Origin of the sequence: Kitasatospora sp. NPDC085895, assembly GCF_040702125.1 — a bacterium.
GTDB classification, from domain to species: domain Bacteria; phylum Actinomycetota; class Actinomycetes; order Streptomycetales; family Streptomycetaceae; genus Kitasatospora; species Kitasatospora arboriphila.
Map to the genome: position 1 here is coordinate 149,423 of NZ_JBFBJY010000011.1, position 16,072 is coordinate 165,494.

18 protein-coding genes and 1 riboswitch are annotated in these 16,072 nt (G+C 72.6%); of the genes, 14 read left to right on the forward strand and 4 right to left on the reverse strand.

Annotation, left to right across the window (positions count from 1 at the left end):
* The first annotated feature begins 57 nt into the window (after window positions 1-57).
* The 9 genes from AB0442_RS10145 (at window position 58) to AB0442_RS10185 (ending at window position 9,590) form a co-directional block, all read left to right on the forward strand.
* Entirely contained in the window at window positions 58-783 is a 726-nt protein-coding gene (locus AB0442_RS10145) for a hypothetical protein (protein ID WP_366161931.1), read from the forward strand.
* Window positions 780-1,679, forward strand: coding sequence for a nucleic acid/nucleotide deaminase domain-containing protein (locus tag AB0442_RS10150; RefSeq protein WP_366161933.1), 900 nt, complete (start codon window positions 780-782; stop codon window positions 1,677-1,679). Before AB0442_RS10145 ends, AB0442_RS10150 begins: the two co-directional genes overlap by 4 nt.
* Window positions 1,680-1,778: 99 nt before the next feature.
* Entirely contained in the window at window positions 1,779-2,339 is a 561-nt protein-coding gene (locus AB0442_RS10155) for an SUKH-4 family immunity protein (RefSeq protein ID WP_366161935.1), read from the forward strand.
* Between the two features lie 46 nt (window positions 2,340-2,385).
* Window positions 2,386-3,246 carry a nucleic acid/nucleotide deaminase domain-containing protein gene (locus tag AB0442_RS10160; protein ID WP_366161937.1) on the forward strand — a complete coding sequence of 287 codons (861 nt, stop codon included), beginning with the start codon at window positions 2,386-2,388 and terminating at the stop codon, window positions 3,244-3,246.
* Between the two features lie 4 nt (window positions 3,247-3,250).
* Window positions 3,251-5,026: a hypothetical protein gene (locus AB0442_RS10165; RefSeq protein ID WP_366161938.1), complete on the forward strand. Its 1,776-nt coding sequence runs from the start codon at window positions 3,251-3,253 to the stop codon at window positions 5,024-5,026.
* A 264-nt stretch (window positions 5,027-5,290) separates the two neighbouring features.
* Entirely contained in the window at window positions 5,291-6,532 is a 1,242-nt protein-coding gene (locus AB0442_RS10170) for a lipase (protein ID WP_366161939.1), read from the forward strand.
* Between the two features lie 153 nt (window positions 6,533-6,685).
* Complete coding sequence (locus AB0442_RS10175) at window positions 6,686-7,486, forward strand: VOC family protein (protein ID WP_366161940.1); 801 nt, start codon at window positions 6,686-6,688, stop codon at window positions 7,484-7,486.
* 148 nt (window positions 7,487-7,634) lie between these two features.
* Entirely contained in the window at window positions 7,635-8,087 is a 453-nt protein-coding gene (locus AB0442_RS10180) for a DUF5990 family protein (protein ID WP_366161942.1), read from the forward strand.
* 261 nt (window positions 8,088-8,348) lie between these two features.
* On the forward strand, window positions 8,349-9,590 hold the full coding sequence (locus AB0442_RS10185; protein ID WP_366161944.1) for a ferritin-like protein: 1,242 nt from the start codon (window positions 8,349-8,351) through the stop codon (window positions 9,588-9,590).
* A gap of 76 nt (window positions 9,591-9,666) precedes the next feature.
* On the opposite strand, the gene AB0442_RS10190 is transcribed toward AB0442_RS10185, so the two are convergent.
* Window positions 9,667-10,473: a class I SAM-dependent methyltransferase gene (locus tag AB0442_RS10190; protein ID WP_366161946.1), complete on the reverse strand. Its 807-nt coding sequence runs from the start codon at window positions 10,471-10,473 to the stop codon at window positions 9,667-9,669.
* Window positions 10,474-10,628: 155 nt separating this feature from the next.
* On the opposite strand from AB0442_RS10190, the gene AB0442_RS10195 reads away from it, so the two are divergent.
* Complete coding sequence (locus tag AB0442_RS10195; protein WP_344626459.1) at window positions 10,629-11,231, forward strand: TetR/AcrR family transcriptional regulator; 603 nt, start codon at window positions 10,629-10,631, stop codon at window positions 11,229-11,231.
* A gap of 46 nt (window positions 11,232-11,277) precedes the next feature.
* Window positions 11,278-11,664, forward strand: coding sequence for a VOC family protein (locus AB0442_RS10200; RefSeq protein WP_366161948.1), 387 nt, complete (start codon window positions 11,278-11,280; stop codon window positions 11,662-11,664).
* 71 nt (window positions 11,665-11,735) lie between these two features.
* On the opposite strand, the gene AB0442_RS10205 is transcribed toward AB0442_RS10200, so the two are convergent.
* Window positions 11,736-12,137 carry a nuclear transport factor 2 family protein gene (locus tag AB0442_RS10205; protein WP_366161950.1) on the reverse strand — a complete coding sequence of 134 codons (402 nt, stop codon included), beginning with the start codon at window positions 12,135-12,137 and terminating at the stop codon, window positions 11,736-11,738.
* Between the two features lie 117 nt (window positions 12,138-12,254).
* Between AB0442_RS10205 and AB0442_RS10210 the strand changes: the two genes are divergently transcribed.
* The 3 genes from AB0442_RS10210 (at window position 12,255) to AB0442_RS10220 (ending at window position 14,505) form a co-directional block, all read left to right on the forward strand.
* Window positions 12,255-12,818 (forward strand): PadR family transcriptional regulator, encoded by a 564-nt coding sequence (locus AB0442_RS10210; RefSeq protein ID WP_366161951.1) that lies wholly within the window; start codon window positions 12,255-12,257, stop codon window positions 12,816-12,818.
* A gap of 176 nt (window positions 12,819-12,994) precedes the next feature.
* On the forward strand, window positions 12,995-14,110 hold the full coding sequence (locus tag AB0442_RS10215; protein WP_366161953.1) for an inorganic phosphate transporter: 1,116 nt from the start codon (window positions 12,995-12,997) through the stop codon (window positions 14,108-14,110).
* Between the two features lie 149 nt (window positions 14,111-14,259).
* A complete protein-coding gene (locus tag AB0442_RS10220; protein WP_366161954.1) occupies window positions 14,260-14,505 on the forward strand; it encodes a hypothetical protein in 246 nt (81 codons plus the stop codon).
* Window positions 14,506-14,644: 139 nt separating this feature from the next.
* Here the strand turns inward: AB0442_RS10220 and AB0442_RS10225 are convergent, their stop codons facing one another.
* Complete coding sequence (locus AB0442_RS10225) at window positions 14,645-15,409, reverse strand: CbtA family protein (RefSeq protein ID WP_366161956.1); 765 nt, start codon at window positions 15,407-15,409, stop codon at window positions 14,645-14,647.
* A 10-nt stretch (window positions 15,410-15,419) separates the two neighbouring features.
* Window positions 15,420-15,632 carry a CbtB domain-containing protein gene (locus AB0442_RS10230; protein WP_344626466.1) on the reverse strand — a complete coding sequence of 71 codons (213 nt, stop codon included), beginning with the start codon at window positions 15,630-15,632 and terminating at the stop codon, window positions 15,420-15,422.
* 35 nt (window positions 15,633-15,667) lie between these two features.
* Window positions 15,668-15,826, reverse strand: a riboswitch (cobalamin riboswitch).
* Window positions 15,827-16,072 lie beyond the last annotated feature (246 nt).

Consider the following 16,072-nt stretch of genomic DNA (forward strand, 5'->3'; position numbering starts at 1 on the left):
CGGTATGCGTACTACTCCCTGTTGTCTGTCAATCATGTAATACGGCCGGGGGAGAGTGTGGCGATCGAGCTACCGGACGAGCTCGTCTGGGTGATGAATCTGATCGGTCTCAACTGGCCGCAGGTCAACGAGGACGAGGTCCGCGAGTTCGCCGGTCACGTACGCGAGTTCGCCTCGAACATGGACAGCACCCACGTGGCCGTCACCGAGACGATCCGGCAGATGGGGGATGCCTACCAGGCCGCCTCCTACGAGGTGCTCGCACAGCGGTGGGCCGACATGTCCTCCGAGCACATCGCCGAGATCGTCCGGGTGTGCAACGTCGCCGCGACCGTGCTGGACGTGGCCGCGGACGCCATCGTGGCCGCGAAGTTGGCGGTCATCGCCGAGTTGGGAGTGATGGCGGCCGAGTTCATCGCCGCCCAGGCCGCCGCTGTCGCGACGCTGGGAGCGGCCGAGGCCGCCGAGGCGCTGCTGATCGAAGCGACCAAGCGGGTGGTGAACGGGCTTCTCCAGCAGTTGGAGGACCAGATCATCGGCGAACTGATGGAGCAGATGTGCGGCCCGCTGGAAGCGGTTGTCGAACGGGCCCTGAGCGGCCTGGTGTTCCAGGGGGTGGAGGCAGCTCTCGGGGTGCCCGGAGGCGCGCCGAGCGGTGAGGGTTATCGAATCCATCCGGCTGAGCTCATGAAACACGCCCAGACATTGCACGGTCATGCGGATGAGATCGCCGGCCACGCGCAGCGGTTCGTCACAGCCACCGAGGGGATGACGTTCGAGTGAGCCACTCCATCGCCAAGGGGATCAAGAAATCCGCCACGAAGCTCACCAAATCAATCGGTGAAGACGTCGGAAAGTCCGTCGGTGGCGTGGTCAAGCAGGTCGCCCACGGCAGCGAGAAGGTGGCCAAGAACGTCGCCGAAGCCGAAGAAGCCCACCTGAAGCACCTCCAGTCGATCCACGTGCCCAAGTCCACGCTGCAGTCGGCAAGGAGCAGCATGGGCCCCACGCCGGTCTACCGCATCCGCGACGACCGGGTGATCGAGCGCCTCACCCCCGGCGGCCCCAGGGCTCTGACGCCCGACGAGCGAAAGGGCCTGCCGCTGAAGCTGAACGGCAAGGACCAGGTCGGCAAGCGGCCGACGGGCAAGAAGAACCCCTACAACCTCAAAGATCTCCCGAAGGGCGCCAGCCGTCCGAAGAAGCACTCGGACCCGGTCGACTTCGACCACGACGAGTTGTCGCGGGCGACACAACTGGCGCGCCACGAGGACGGGAGCTACGGCAACTACAACAAGGACAAGGACTCAAACGAGTACAGCTTCAGCAGTAACAACTATGCTGCGGTACGGCATGGGAGGGAGAGCGAGGACGGAGGATTCATTCTCGTCGGGCGAAGTCGTTTCCCCACGCACTCCGAGCGCGTCCTCGGCATCCCGTTCCTGCAGGCCGGAAACCCGAAGGGCATCACCGCCCTCTACACGGAGCGGGAACCCTGTACCAGTAGGGCGAACTGCAGCGCGTGGATGTGCGACCACCTGCCAGGTCACGTGAGGGTGAGCCACACCGTCGAATACGGCTTCACCGACGAATCGCAGAAGCGCGGCAACGCGCAGATGGAGCAGCATCTGAGAAATCTCAATCCCCGGCCCAGTCACCATGCCTTCAAGAGCCATTAGATCCCTGGCCTTATTGGCAGTTGGCGGGAATTTCCGCTAGGCTGCGCCGTGCGCAGTGCAGTGTCCGAAACCGCAAAACCGCATGGATTGGCATTATTCGTGGCATACCTCGTCGACCGGGCCCAACTGGAGTCGGTGTTCCCGCCGGAGGTGCTTGTCACCCTGGACGGGGCTGCCGCGCAGGACATCTCCCACGGGCCGACCCAGGACTTCCTGCGCCACGTCGGGCTTCCCGACAAGCCGGCCGCCTGGTTCGAGGTGAGTGAGGAGGTCTGCGACGGGGAGCTGGAGATCGGCTTCGAGGAGATCGCCGAGCAGCACCCCGGCCTGTCGTTCGACCCCTCGCACTGGGTCAACCTGGGCGGCCTCTCCTACGACGACATCGTTCTGGATGCCTCGACCGGGGCCGTCTACTGCCTGCCGGACGACGGGGGCGCCCCCTACCTGCTCAACCGCAGCCTCGACGCCTTCGCCTACTTCCTCTACCTGCTCGAAGTGGAGCGGCCCAACTACGACTTCGAGACCGGTGACGGCACGTTCGAGGAAGGGGCCGAGAACCGGTTGAGGGCGCGGATGGAGGCCGCCGACGACACCGCGTTCAGCAACCCGGAATCCGCCTGGACGACCGTCCTCCAATACGTGTCGACCAAGCTGCAGTAGTGGTTCGACGCTCCTCAAGCCCTTCCGTCCCGTCAAGGAGAGTTCCGTGACCAGCCCCAGCAGCCCCCTCGTCGATCGGTTCGGCGAGGACGGGGTCAGGCGGTTCAGCAGCGCGGTGGCCGACCTCGGCCGGCCCCATGCCGCAGCGCTGACGCGCATCACCGCACTGCTCCTTCCTCTTCAGGTGGGGCCGTATTTCCACACGGTCGAAGGTGAGCCCGTCTCGCTGCGCGAGTACGCCGACGACATCGAGCAGCCCCTGGACGCCGAGCACGCGAGCTGGGCGAGACTCGGCTCCGACCGCGCCTACGACCTGGTGGCGAACCCGGACGGGGAAGTGCACGCCCTTCTGATCGGCTACGACGAGCCCCTCAAGTTCGTGAACTCCTCTCCGGAAGCTCTCGCCGACGCGCTGCTGGGACTCGACGTGCTGCTCGAAACCATTGGTTCCACCGACGACCCCGAGGTGGCTTCGACCGCCTTCTCCGCACTCGAAGAACGCCTCAGGCAGGCCGACCCCCGAGCGTTCGCCGGCCCGGAGAACTGGTGGCCGCTCGTCCTCGACGACATCCGCGACACCGCGAGCGTCGAAGGCTACGCGTCCTTCGAAATCGTCGACCAGGAGGGCAAGAAGGAGATCTTCACGGCCTCGGGAGCGATCTGTCTCCACCCCGAGGAGCGTCTGTGGAGCAGCCTCGACGCTGCGGGCGTACAACCCGAGCAGGTCACCCGCATCCACACCGAACTCGAAGCATGTTCGATGCCCGGTCACTACTGCTCGATGTGGCTGGCGATGATGTTCCCCGACGCAACGCTGACCCACAACTTCCCGTACGGCGAGAGCGCTGCCTCCCGGCGCGAAGGCATCCGGCAACTGCTCGCTGCGCAGCGTGGCGAAGGTATGTGAGCCCGTGACCGCCGTCCCCGCCCTCAGCGCCTGGCCGCCCGTCACCGGTTCCGCCGCCCGCCACGCACCGGCCCTGCTCGACTGGGCCTGGCGCCAGGACGCCGCCTGCTCACGCCTGTGCCTGCTGACCGGCGGTCCGAAGACCGGCAAGAGCCATTTGCTGGCCTGGCTCCTCGCGGGTTCTGACGGCGACCCGCGCACCACCATCCATGCGACTCTCCCCGCCGCGGGGCAGACCGCCCTCGCACTGGCCTGGGAGCTGGGCCGCCAACTCGGCTACGGCCCGCTGTCCCCGGCAGGAGTGATCGACCGTCTCGCTGCCGACCCGCGCCCGGTCCGAATCCTGGTGCCGGACCTGCACCGGTCCGGCCGGGGCCCCACCGACCTTCCTGCCGCAGACCCGTGCACGGTCTTCGACGAACTACTGGCCCCTCTCCTCGCCCTGCCGCACGTGCGCGCCGCCATCGAGGTCGGACAGCTGCGACTGCCCGGTACCGACGCAGCCCTCGTCCTGCACCTCGGACCCCGGGTGGACACCCTCGACCAGGGAGGCGGCACCACTGTCCTCCGAGAGCCCCCGGCCGATCGGCCGCCGATCTTGACGGCCGGCGAGACCACCGGGCCGAATGCCGCCCCTGCAGTGGATTGGCGTGCCGCACCGGCCCGCGACCGCGAACAGGCACTCGACGAAGCGCTTGCCGCCGGCACGGTACCCCAACTGCTCAGGGACCCGGGTTTCCTCGTCCACGGGTCGGCCACCGCCATCACGGCGACCCTCGCGGATCCACGCATCACGGTGCCCAAGAAGCTGCGCACCGTGTGGGACCGGGCCGCACCGCAGCTGGCCTCCGGGGAGCTGGCCGACACCGGAAGGGCCGCTCTCCTGCACCTGGCGGCGCTCGGCACCGATGCCCGGCTGTGCGAGTTGCTGCGGCCCCTCGCGCAGACCAATCCCTGGACCGCCCAGTGGTCCCGGCCGGGCCGACGCGTCGGTGCCATGACGCTACTTCCTGCGACGGACACGCCGGGCGTCCCGACGGTGACCAGCGATCCCCTCGGCCGGATGCATCTGCACGACGCCACCACCGGAGCCGTCGTACGGCGGCTCTCCACCGACCCCAGGCTCAGGCCCGTACAGTTGGCCCTGGTAGCCTCCGACTGCGTGCTGGCTCTGGAGGCCGACGGCACCATCCACGCCGTGCCGATTCCACCGTCCACCATGGCACCGGTCAGCGCCGACTTTCCGGCCCTCCACCACAACGCCCTCCGCCTGGCCCCCGAAGGCGGCCGAGCAACCGCTGTCTCGGGCAACGGCAGTGCGGTGGTCGTGGGAGACGACCAAGGGCGCATCCACTACTGGTCCCTGGCCGACCTGTACGCGGGCCCCCGTACCAGCACACCACACCAGAGCCCGATCACCGCCCTCGCCTGCCTCTCCCTGCCCGAAACCGGAGTGACGCTCGTCATTTCCGGAGGTCTGGACGGAGTCGTACGACTCTGGGATTCCGCAAGCGGCGACACGATGCCCGTGCCGGTGGAACGCCGAAACTCCATCCCGACCGCACTCGCACTCGCCCACACCGAAGCAGGCCCGGTCCTCGCCGTTGCATGGGCCGATCAACGACTCCATCTCTGGCAGATCTTCGAGGGCCGGATGGCCGTGATGCCAATGCTCCATGTGGCCGATGCCCTCGACCTGACAGCCGGTGGCCTCCTGTTGCACGGAGGACGGCACGGTGCTTCGGCCATGAGTATCAGCCTTTCAAGGGTGTGGGCATGACATGCCTGTCGCGCTGCGAGTGTGTGCTCAGACACCGGGGGGCGTAGTCGCCGGCACCTGTCATCGGTTGAGTTCGGCGTCGATCCGGCGGCCCTGCCCGGATGCGTGGGTTCTCGATGGGATCCTCCTGACGGGCATCTCTCGGTCGGGTTGCGGGCCACCCGGGCGACACTTCACGTGAGGTGGCGTCAGCCCGCCTTGTCCGCAGCCGCGTTCGTCATAATCCAATACTCATCGGTAAGGCCCGCCGCATGGGGTGCGGCTATGACGACGAACCGAATCCGGCGGTCCACCACGGTCGCCGCCTGTGTCCTGCTCGCGCTGGCAGGGCCGTTCGCCGCCGCCCCGGTGGCCCAAGCGGACCCCGCCCCTACCAGCACACCCGTGCACCTGACCCTTCCGGCGCCGCACGGCCCGAACGCGGTCGGCACGACCGACCTCCACCTGGTGGACCAGAACCGCACCGACCCCTGGCAGCCCGGCCGCTCCCGCGAGCTGATGGTCACGCTCTGGTACCCGGCCCGTTCCGGCGGGACGGGCGCACGGGCGCCCCAGCTGTCCACCGGCACCGCGGCCGCCTTCGCCGACTCGCTGCAGCGGCAGTTCGGCCTGCCCGCCGACACCGCCGACTGGGCGGGCACCCTCACCCACGCCCGCACCGGCGTGCCCGCCGCCTCCGGCCGGGACCGCCTGCCCGTCGTGCTGTACTCGCCCGGCGCCGGCGGCCTGCGCGGCCAGGGCACCGTCCTCGCCGAGGAGCTGGCCTCCCGCGGCTACCTGGTGGTCGCGATCGACCACACCTACGAGTCGCTGGCCGTGGAGTTCCCCGGCGGCCGGACGGTGACCGCCGACCCCGCCGCGGCCGGCGCCGCACCGCGCCGCCTCGTCGACATCCGGGTCGCCGACACCCGCTTCGTGCTGGACCGGCTCGCGGTGCTCGACCGGGGCGGCAACCCGGACGCCGAGCACCGCCGCCTCCCCACCGGACTGGCCGGCCGGATCGACCTCTCCGCCGTCGGCATGACCGGCCACTCGCTCGGCGGGGCCACCGCCGCCCAGGTGATGCACGACGACCCCCGGGTGGACGCCGCGGTCGACCTCGACGGCGGGCTGGACTTCGGCGAGGAGGGACCGGTCGGCAGCGTCGTCGCGGACGGACTGGACCGGCCCTTCCTGCTGATGAACAGCGGCGAGTGGACGCACGACGACCCCTACTGGCAGTCGTTCTGGCCCAACCTCCGCGGCCCGCACCGCAACATCCGGCTGACCGGCGCCGGCCACCTCTCGTACACCGACCTCCAGGTGCAGCTGCCGCAGATCGCGGCCGCCGGACGGGTCCCGGCCGCCGCCGTGCAGACCCAGGTCGGCACCATCGACCCGGCCGACTCGGTCGCGGCCCAGCGCGCCTACGTCGACGCCTTCTTCGACCTCGGGCTGCGCCACCGCGACAGCCACCTGCTGGACGGCCCGTCGAGCCGCTTCCCGCAGGCCGAGTTCGTGGAGTAGCCCGGCGCCCGCACGGCCGGGGCCCCACCGTCGACCGCAGCCCCCACCGCCGGCCGTCCCCCGCCCGGACGGCCCGGTGGGGGCGTGCCGACGGGCGGGGGCCGCCGGGCGCTGGGAGGCTGGGCCGCGGTGGCACTCTCGATGGGAGAAGACGTGATCACTACCGACTTCGTACCCGGCTCCCCCTGCTGGCTCGACCTCGGCGCCCCGGACGTCGCCGCGACGGCCGCCTTCTACAACGCCGTGCTCGGCTGGGAGACCCAGTCCTTCGACGAGGAGGGCGGCGACTTCCGCGCCTTCAAGCACAACGGCAGGATCGTGGGCGGCCTCGGGCCGCTCACCGAGGAAGGCGCCCGTTCGGCCTGGATGATCTACTTCAAGACCACCGACGTGGACGCCGCCGCCGAGGCCGTGCAGCGGCTCGGCGGCACCGTCCGGGTCCCCCCGACGGACGCGGGCGAGGAAGGCCGGATGGCCCAGTTCTCCGACCCGCTCGGCGGACAGTTCGCCGTCTGGCAGCCGATCGGCGACCCCGGCCTGCAGATGGTCGACGACCCGGTCAGCCTCAACTGGACGGAGCTGTACACCACGGACGCCGCGGCCGCCCGCGAGTTCTACGGCACCCTCTTCGGCTGGCAGACCTCGGCCATGCCGATGCCCGGCGGCGTCGAGGGCACCTACTGGCTGATCACCCCCGCCGGCCTGCCCGAGGACCGGATGCAGGGCGGGCTGATGCAGCTGCCCCCCGAGCACCTGGTGCTCACCGGCGGCACGCCCTACTGGCACCCCGTCTTCGCCGTCGAGGACGCCGACGACGCGGCCGCCAAGGTCAAGGCCAACGGCGGCAGCCTCCAGATGGAGCCCGAGGACGCCCCCGGCGTCGGCCGCCTCGCCGTCTGCGTGGACCCGAACGGCGCGGACTTCGTCGTCCTCAAGCCCTCGCCGGCGGTCTGACCGGCGCCGACCCCGCCACCGCGGCCGGCCCGCCACCGCGGCCGGCCCGCCACCGCGGCCGGCCCGCCACCGCGGCCGGCCCGTCGGCGTTCCGGCGGGCGTTCCGGCGGGCGTTCCGGCGGGCGGCCCGCCGCGGGACGATGGCGGCATGGAACTGCGGATCGACGCCACCGACCTGCCCGGCCGCGACTGCGCCCCCGGCCCGGCCCTCCCCGGTGCGACCGGCATCCACGTCGGGGTGCCGCGCCGCGGCCGGCCGCAGGACCTGCTCGGCCTGCAGCCCGGCGACGCGCCGTCGGCGAGCTGGACGCTCCGGTGCACCGCCGTCCGCGGACCGCGCGGCGTCGACCTGCGCGGACCCCACCTCCAGGGCGGTCCGTACGCCCGGTTCGTCCACCTGTCCTGGGGCACGGTCGACGGGGCAGGGGGCTTCACGATGTTCCGCCGCGCCAAGCTGATGCTGGACGCCGTCGCCCCGGAGACCGTCGAGGCGGCGGTGGCGTCCGGACTGCTGGTCGCCCGGCTGGGGCTCACCGACGGCAGGGGGCAGCCGCTCTGCGCCGCCGTCCGCCCGCCGGCCGTCACCTGGTCCGCCGGCTGAGCACGGGCCGGTCACCGCACGACCACCGCCCGACCACCGGGCGCTCCCGCCGGTGCGCCGTGCGGGGCCGGTCCGGTGCTCTCCCCGGGTGACGGCTCGGCCGGACACGGTGGCGGTACGTGCCCCGTCCCCGGCCCGCTGGGTAGCGTCGGCGGTCTCAGCCGATGTCCGACGACCGACCGCCCCGGAGGCCGGGAGGCCGGTCCTCGGGTCGCACCGGCGCAGCCGCAGCCGGGCGACGCAGTCGGGAGGGAGCCGCACGTGGTCGACGCAGCCGAGGACGGTCCCGCCCGGCCGCCGGGCACACCCATCGGGCGCCGGGGCTTCCTCAAATCGGCGGGCCTCGCCGCCGTCCCCGCCCTGCTGCCCGCACCGGAGGCCGCCGCGGCGCCGCCCCTCCCGCCGCCGGACCTGCCGACGGCCGGGCGCCCGACGGCCGGGTACCCGCCGGCGGCGGACCCGTGGGCGGCCGTCCCGGACCCGACTGACGTCCCCGCACCGGCCGCCGACGGCGACGCGGTGGCCCGGCTGCTGAGCGCGCCGGGCCCGCGGGACGTCCGCTGGCTCCGGCGTGCCCTGCAGATCGCCGTCGCCGTGGAACTCGCGACCATCCCGCCGTACCTCTGCGCCTGGTGGTCGGTCAAGGACCGGACGAGCGAGCCCGCCCGGCTGATCCAGGGCATCGTCGGCGACGAGATGTTCCACATGGGACTGACCTGCAACCTGCTCACCGCGGTCGGCGGCCGGCCGCGGATCGCCTCCTCCGTCCTCGGCTACCCGGGCCCGCTGCCCGGAGGCGTCCGCCCCGACCTCACCGTGTACCTCTCCGGCCTGACCAAGGCGTACGTGAGGAACGTGCTGATGGCGATCGAGGCCCCGGAGCTGCCGCTCGTCCGGGAGTCCGGACCGACCATCGGCACCTTCTACACCGCGCTGCAGGACGCCTTCCACGAGGTCCGGCCGGCCCTTGACACGGCCGGCCAGCTGCCCGTCCGGATCGGGCCCGACGTGCTGCGGCCGGTGGCCACCCTGGCGGACGTGGACGAGGCGCTGGAGGTGATCAAGGAGCAGGGCGAGGGCACCTCGGCCAGCCCGGACGTCCCCGCGGGCCACGGTGCGCCCGCCCACTACTACGCCTTCGGCGAGATCTTCCACGAACGCCGGGTGGTGGCCTCGGCCGACCGCTGGGGCTACGACGGCGACCCGGTGCCCTTCCCCGACGCCAGGCCGATGGGCGTGGTGCCGGCCGGCGGCTGGCCGGACCCGCCGGCCGCGGCCGGCCGGCTGCTCGGCCGGTTCGACCTGCTGTTCAGCCGGGTGGTGCACGCCCTGGAGGGCGCCTGGGCGATCGGCGATCCGCACGCGCTGGACGGCGCCGTCCGGTCGATGCGCGCCCTGGAGGAGCCCGCCCTCGCCCTGATGGAGATCCCGCTGCCCGACGGCAGCGGTGTGTACGGCCCGCAGTTCCGCGTCCTCACCCGCCGCCCGGCCGGGCTGTCCTGACCGGACGAGCTCTCCTGACCGGCCGGAGGGGAGGGCGTGACCGCCGGGGCCGCGGCCGCGGCCGGCCGGTGCCGGGTCAGCCGCGGCGGCCCCAGGCGGTGATCAGACCGGGGGAGAGGTCGGCCGCGGTGCCCTCGGCCAGCGCCCGCTCCGCGCGGGTCAGTTGGTCGGGGGTGATCAGGCCGGTGGCCAGCACGGCCGGGCGGGAGCGCCGCCAGGTGTCCAGCCAGAACTCCGCGATCGGGCTGCCGCGGGTCAGCGGGGGCACCGCGATCTCGGCCCCGACGTCCGTCAGGCCGAGTTCCGCCAGCAGCCGCGGGTACTGCGGCGTCCAGGTGACGTCGGTGCCGATGGTCTCCCGCAGCGCCCGCCACATGGCCCGCATCGCCAGCCGGTACGGGGTGTCCGGGGGCCCGGCGGAGGTGAGGTCCACCGCGTCGCCGAGCACCAGGCGGCCGCCGGGCGCCAGGAACCCGCAGAGCCGGGCCGCCAGCCGCCGGTGGTCGGGGACGTGCATCAGCACGAAGCGCGCGTGCACCAGGTCGAACCGGCCGGGGTCGAAGTCCGGCGCGGTGACGTCGGCGGCCAGGGTGCGCAGCGCCCCGCCGGCGTGCGGCTCCAGGAAGCGGACGTCCCGGTCGACCGCGAGCACCTCGGCGGCGCCCGTCTCCTCGGCCAGCCAACGGGCGACGGTGCCGGTGCCCGCACCGATCTCCAGGCAGCGGACGCCCGGCCCGGCCCCGGCGGCGAGCAGCCTGCGGCGGGTGGTGCCGTCGTAGGCCAGCGCGCCCAGGTCGATGCGCCCGCCCTCGCCGGGCTGCCACGGCTCGAACAGCGCCTCGCCGTACCCGCCCCGTTCCGTACTCGCCGGATCGACGCCCATGGCGGCCTCCCGTCCTGCGGTGTCCGACCTTCCGAGCGTAGGGCCGCCGCGGCGGTCCGCGCCGTGCGTGCGGCCGGGCCGCGGGTGAGGGCCGGCCCGTACCGCGGTGCCGGTGCGGCGGCGGGCGGCGCGATCACCCCTGGAATACTGGTCGGGTGATCGAGACCCCAAGCGTGGACGGCCCGAGGCTCACCGGACGCGGCGCGGCCCGCCGCACCGAGCTCTTCGAGGAGCTGACGGCCCTGCTGATCGCCGAGGGGTTCGCCCAGCTGACCCTGGACGACCTGGCCGCCCGGCTGCGCTGCTCCAAGCGCACGCTGTACGGCCTGGCCGGCAGCAAGGAGCAGCTCGTCCGGGCGGCCGTGGTGCACTTCTTCCGCCGCGCGACCGTCCGGGTGGAGGCGGCGCTCGCCGCCGAGACCGACCCGGCCGGCCGGCTCGCCGCGTACCTGCGGGCGGTGGCCGCCGAACTCTCCCCGGTGTCCGGCCGCTTCTTCGACGACGTGGCGGCGTTCGAGCCGGCCGCCGAGGTGTACGAGCGCAACACCCGGGCCGCGGCCCGGCGGGTGCAGGAGCTCATCGACGAGGGCGTCGCCGACGGCGCCTTCCGCGAGGTCCACGTGGCCTTCGCCGCCGACGTGATCACCTCGGTGATGGTGCGGATCCAGCAGCGGCAGGTGGCGGCCGCCACCGGGCTGGCCGACGCGGACGCCTACGCCCACCTCGCCGAGCTGCTCCTGCACGGCCTGGCCCGCTGACCCGGCACGATCCCGAGGGGTGGGCCTAGCCTGGGAGGAGGAGGCGATGGACATGCTTGCTGATGCGCCACTGTTCGCGGTCGTTCCGGCCGCCGACCTGGAACGGGCGAAGGCGTTCTACCGCGACACCCTGGGGCTCACGCTCGCCGAGGAGGCGGAGCACGAGGTCACCTTCGAGTGCGGCGGTACCCGGTTCGGGATGTACGAGACGCCGTACGGCGGCCAGGCCGGGCACACCCTGGCCAGTTGGAAGGTCGCCAGTCTCGACGCCGAGATGAAGGAGCTGCGCGACCGCGGCGTCACCTTCGAGGACTACGACCTGCCCGGCCTGAAGACGGTCGACGGCGTCGCGGAGGCCGAGGGGATGCGGGCCGCCTGGTTCAAGGACAGCGAAGGGAACGTCCTCTGCATGACCGAGCGGACCGAGGGCTGAACCCGACAAGCCGCTGGACGGCCGGGGCGGGCGGTGCGGTGCCCCGCACCGCCCGCCCCGGCGCGCGTGCGTCAGCGTGCCGACGCCTCCACCGCCTCGCGGGTGATCTGCTCGAACCGGGCGCCCATCGCCTCGGCCAGCGCGTGGGCGCCGGACAGCGGACGGACCATCACCGTGAAGTCGTCGATCAGGCCGTCCTCGTCCAGGTGCAGGAAGTCGCAGCCGTCCACCCGGCGGCCGTCGACCGTCGCGGTGAAGGCGAGCGCGTGCCCGCGGCCGTCCTCGCTCGCGAACTCCCGGACGTAGCGGAAGTCCTCGAAGACCTGCATCACGGCGCGCAGGATCGCCGCCGTGATCGCCCGGCCCGCGTAGGGCTTGAAGGCGACGGGGCTGGTGAAGACGACGTCCTCGGCGAGCAGGGCCTCGACCGCCGCCGGGTCGCGCCGCTCGACGGCCTCGCGGAAGGGGTGCATCCGGCCACCTCCGGGTGGGGGGGGATATTCAACTTTTTGAATAGGTGTGGAGGAGACTAGGCGGGTTTCCCGGCCGCTGTCCAGAGGCGCCCGGACCGGCGGCGCTACCCTGTCGGGATGGCGTTGCGCAACGCGGTGATGGCCGCACTGCTGGAGGGCGAGGCGTCCGGGTACGACCTGGCCAAGGAGTTCGACGCATCCGTCGCGAACTTCTGGATGGCCACCCCGCAGCAGCTCTACCGGGAGCTCGACCGGATGGAGGCCGAGGGACTCGTCCGGGCCCGCGTCGTCGAACAGGAACGCCGCCCCAACAAACGGCTCTTCTCGCTCACCGAGCAGGGCCGCCGGCACCTGCGCGAGTTCACCGCCGAACCGCTGCGCCCCGGCGCGATCCGCGACGAGCTGATGGTCAAGGTGCAGGCGGTGGACGCGGGCGACGCCGGCGCCGTACGGGCGGCCGTCGCCGAACGGATCGCCTGGGCCGAGGCGAAGATCGCCCGCTGGGAACGGCTGCGGGCGCGGCTCCTCGACGACCGCACCGAGGACGAGTTCCTCGCCGGTGCCGAGCGCATCGGCCCCTACCTCACGCTGCTGCGCGGCCTCGCCTTCGAGGAGGAGAACATCCGCTGGGGACGGCGCGCCCTGGCCGTCCTCGACCGCCGTGCCGCCGCCCTGCAGTGACGTGCGGCGAACGGCCCGTCGCCACGGGGAGACCGTGACGGACGGGTGACGCCCGGTCACCGAACGGCCCCGCCCCGGGAGCGCGGAGGTCCCGGCACGAACGATCGGCGCGTCGACGGGCGACACGCCCGAGTGTCGTGGAGCGGGGCGGGGGGCTTGCGGATACGTTCGTACACGTGACCGGCAACGACGCAGTCCTGGCGCTGGTGGTCGCCACCGCGCTCGGCTTCGACTTCACCAACGGATTCCACGACACCGGCAACGCCATGGCGACCTCCATCGTCACCGGAGCCCTCCGGCCGCGTGCGGCGGTCGCCGTCTCCGCCGTCCTCAACCTGGTCGGCGCCTTCCTGTCGACCGCGGTCGCGGCGACCATCGCGAGCGGACTGGTCGACAGCGCCGACGTGACCCTCACCGTGGTCATGGCGGGCCTGGCCGGCAGCATCCTGTGGAACCTGACCACGTGGTACTTCGGGATCCCCTCCAGCTCCTCGCACGCACTGGTCGGCGGGGTGATCGGGGCGACCATGGCGGCGGCCGGAGCCTCGGCCGTCAAATGGCAGGGCCTGGTCGCCAAGGTGATCGTGCCCGCCGCGCTGTCGCCCTTCATCGCCGGGTCGGTCGCCGCGCTCGGCACCTACCTCGTCCTGCGGATCACCCGCCGCACGGCCGAGGGCCCGCGGCGGCACGGCTTCAGACTCGGCCAGGTCGGCTCGGCCTGCATGGTCTCGCTCGCCCACGGCACCAACGACGCGCAGAAGACCATGGGCGTCATCACCCTGGCGCTGATCGCCAACGGCTCGCTGCACGCGGGGGCGAGCGCCCCGAGCTGGGTGATCACCTGCTGCGCGGTGGCGATCGCGCTCGGGACCTACATCGGCGGCTGGCGGGTGATCAGGGCGCTCGGCAAGGGGCTGGTGGAGATCGAGGCGCCGCAGGGCATGGCCGCCGAGTCGGCCTCCGCCGCGGTCATCCTCGCCTCCACCGACTTCGGCTACTCGCTCTCCACCACCCACGTGGCCACCGGCTCGATCCTCGGCTCGGGGGTGGGCCGACAGGGCGCGGTCGTGCGCTGGCACATCGCCCACCGCATGGTGGCGGCCTGGCTGATCACCCTTCCGGCCGCGGCCGTGGTCGGCGCCCTCGCCTACTGGGTCGCGAACGGGATCGGCGGCACCGCCGGTGTGGGCGTCGTCTTCGCGGTGCTGGTGCTGGCCTCGGTCGCCTTCTACGTCGCCTCCCGGCACCCGGCCGTGACCCCGGAGAACGTCAACGCCGCATGGACGGACTAGGACGTGTCGTCAAAGGCGTACGGATGCCACGCAGGTGCCCCCACGCGCGCCCCTGGACCGACCACCCGAGCGCCCTTCGAAGACGGCTCCCAGGACGTGTCGGACCCGCCCCGAGCCGTCCCGCACCCCCCGCAGGCGAGGTGAGCCGCATGGACTCCTGGATCAACCTGAACGCGCTCTGGAAGATCGTCGTGGTGGGGCTGCTCGCCGGAGCCGGGCTGCCCGCACTCTTCGCCGTCGGCGTACGCGTCCTCAACCCCCCGGCGGGGGAGGGTGACCGCCCCGGCCGGGCCCCGGCCGCCCGTCCGCTCCACGTCGCGGTCGCCGTCCTGTGCTTCGCCGTCGTCCTCGCGGCGATCGGCTGGGGCGTGTCCGTCATCGTCAACCCCGGCTGATCCGAGCCGGGCCGGCCCGCGGACGGCGCCCGGGCCGGTCGACACGGCCGGTCGGTACGGCCGACGGCCGGTGGGGGCGACGCGGGGTCGCTCCCACCGGCCGTCGGTGGTGGTGCCGTGCTGCCGTGCCGGTCGGACGTCAGGCCACGGGGGCCGCCTCCGGGGAGGTGCCCGCGGCCGTGGTCGCGGTGGCGGGCTTCGGGTTGACCAGCCGTTCGGCCAGGTGGCCGAAGACCAGGGCGAAGGACGTCCACAGCGTCAGCTGAACGGCGAGCGCCGCGACGCGGAACTGCCAGAGCAGCGTGGCCGGGAAGTCCTCCGGGACCTCGTTGACCGCGGGCAGGAACGCGTACGCGAGCCCGACCGCGACGGCGAAGCCGGCGGCGGCCACCACGGTGGCGTACCAGTTGCCGAGGGTCGGGGCGAGGCGCTTGCCGACGATCACCGCGGCGACGGCCAGCAGCACGCTGAGGGCCGTCATCAGGAAGTACAGCGTGGTGCGCTTGCCGATGGTCTCCGGGTCGCCCACCGACGGCGGGTTGGCCGGGTACTTGAGGAACGGCACCACGTAGACCGCGACGAGCGCCGCGGCCGACAGCAGGGCCGCGGTGGCGCGCGGCGTGAAGCGGCCGACGCGGCCGAGGGCGAAGCAGTAGGCGAGGGCGGCGATGCCGCCGAGCGCCACCCCGAACACCAGGACACCGGTGGCCAGGCCCGCAGTGGACTGCAGGGACCGGCTGACGATCTCCATCTCGTGCTCGTGGGAGTGCGACTCCTCGTACGCGATGGCCGCGTCGATGCGCGGTTCACCGAGGAAGTAGGCGACGACGAGGGCGAGCAGGCCGGACGCGAGCCCGGCCAGCATGCCGCGGACCAGGAGGCCTCTGACGATTGCGGAGTTCACGCGGCCCCCGTCAGTGGCAGGGGAAACCGAGCAGGTGCCGGCCGTCGTGCACCCACTCGTGCACGTCCTCGCCGGAGATGAGGGACGTCGCGCCCTGCTCGGCGCCGACGAAGTAGACGAGGGCCAGCATGAGGATGGTGAAGAACACCGCCCACGGCAGGATGGTCTTCAGCGAGATGGGGGTGATCGCCGGCGCAGCGGCGGGGGCGATGGGGTGAGCCATGGCCGACCTCCTTTGGGAACACGCGTCCCGTTCGGTGGAGCACGAGCGACGGAGGCGGGTCTGACTTTCGGTCCCGGCAGGCTGCAGGGTCCGATTCACAGTGGCGCGACCGTGCCGGCATCTCACCGGACTTCCACGCACCGTCGATTTCAGTTGTCGCCCGAGAAGGTACCGCCTCCGACGGGCGGGGCCAAGGCTTGTTGCGGGGGCGCGCGAAGCGCGGAGCGGACCGGGAACCGGTTCGTATACCCGCGGTGCCGGTTCCACGGGCCCTGCGGCAGGCGCGTGTCGATCGCGTGATGTTGGTCGCACCACGCGGTGGCGCTCCGGACGGCCACTCAACCCGCCCGTCCGGAGGGCGGTCCGCCGCTCGGCCGCCCTCCCCGTGGGTGGACGCTCCGGGGCGGACACGGCGGCGGCGCCGCGGAGTGGGTTCCCCC

Bases quoted from the DNA above. Each gene is read 5' to 3' on its own strand.
- AB0442_RS10220 (WP_366161954.1), top strand. From the start codon at position 14,260: ATGGACTCCTGGATCAACCTGAACGCGCTCTGGAAGATCGTCGTGGTG.
- AB0442_RS10190 (WP_366161946.1), bottom strand. From the start codon at position 10,473: ATGGGCGTCGATCCGGCGAGTACGGAACGGGGCGGGTACGGCGAGGCG.
- AB0442_RS10230 (WP_344626466.1), bottom strand. From the start codon at position 15,632: ATGGCTCACCCCATCGCCCCCGCCGCTGCGCCGGCGATCACCCCCATC.
- AB0442_RS10200 (WP_366161948.1), top strand. From the start codon at position 11,278: ATGGACATGCTTGCTGATGCGCCACTGTTCGCGGTCGTTCCGGCCGCC.
- AB0442_RS10205 (WP_366161950.1), bottom strand. From the start codon at position 12,137: ATGCACCCCTTCCGCGAGGCCGTCGAGCGGCGCGACCCGGCGGCGGTC.
- AB0442_RS10170 (WP_366161939.1), top strand. From the start codon at position 5,291: ATGACGACGAACCGAATCCGGCGGTCCACCACGGTCGCCGCCTGTGTC.
- AB0442_RS10180 (WP_366161942.1), top strand. From the start codon at position 7,635: ATGGAACTGCGGATCGACGCCACCGACCTGCCCGGCCGCGACTGCGCC.
- AB0442_RS10210 (WP_366161951.1), top strand. From the start codon at position 12,255: ATGGCGTTGCGCAACGCGGTGATGGCCGCACTGCTGGAGGGCGAGGCG.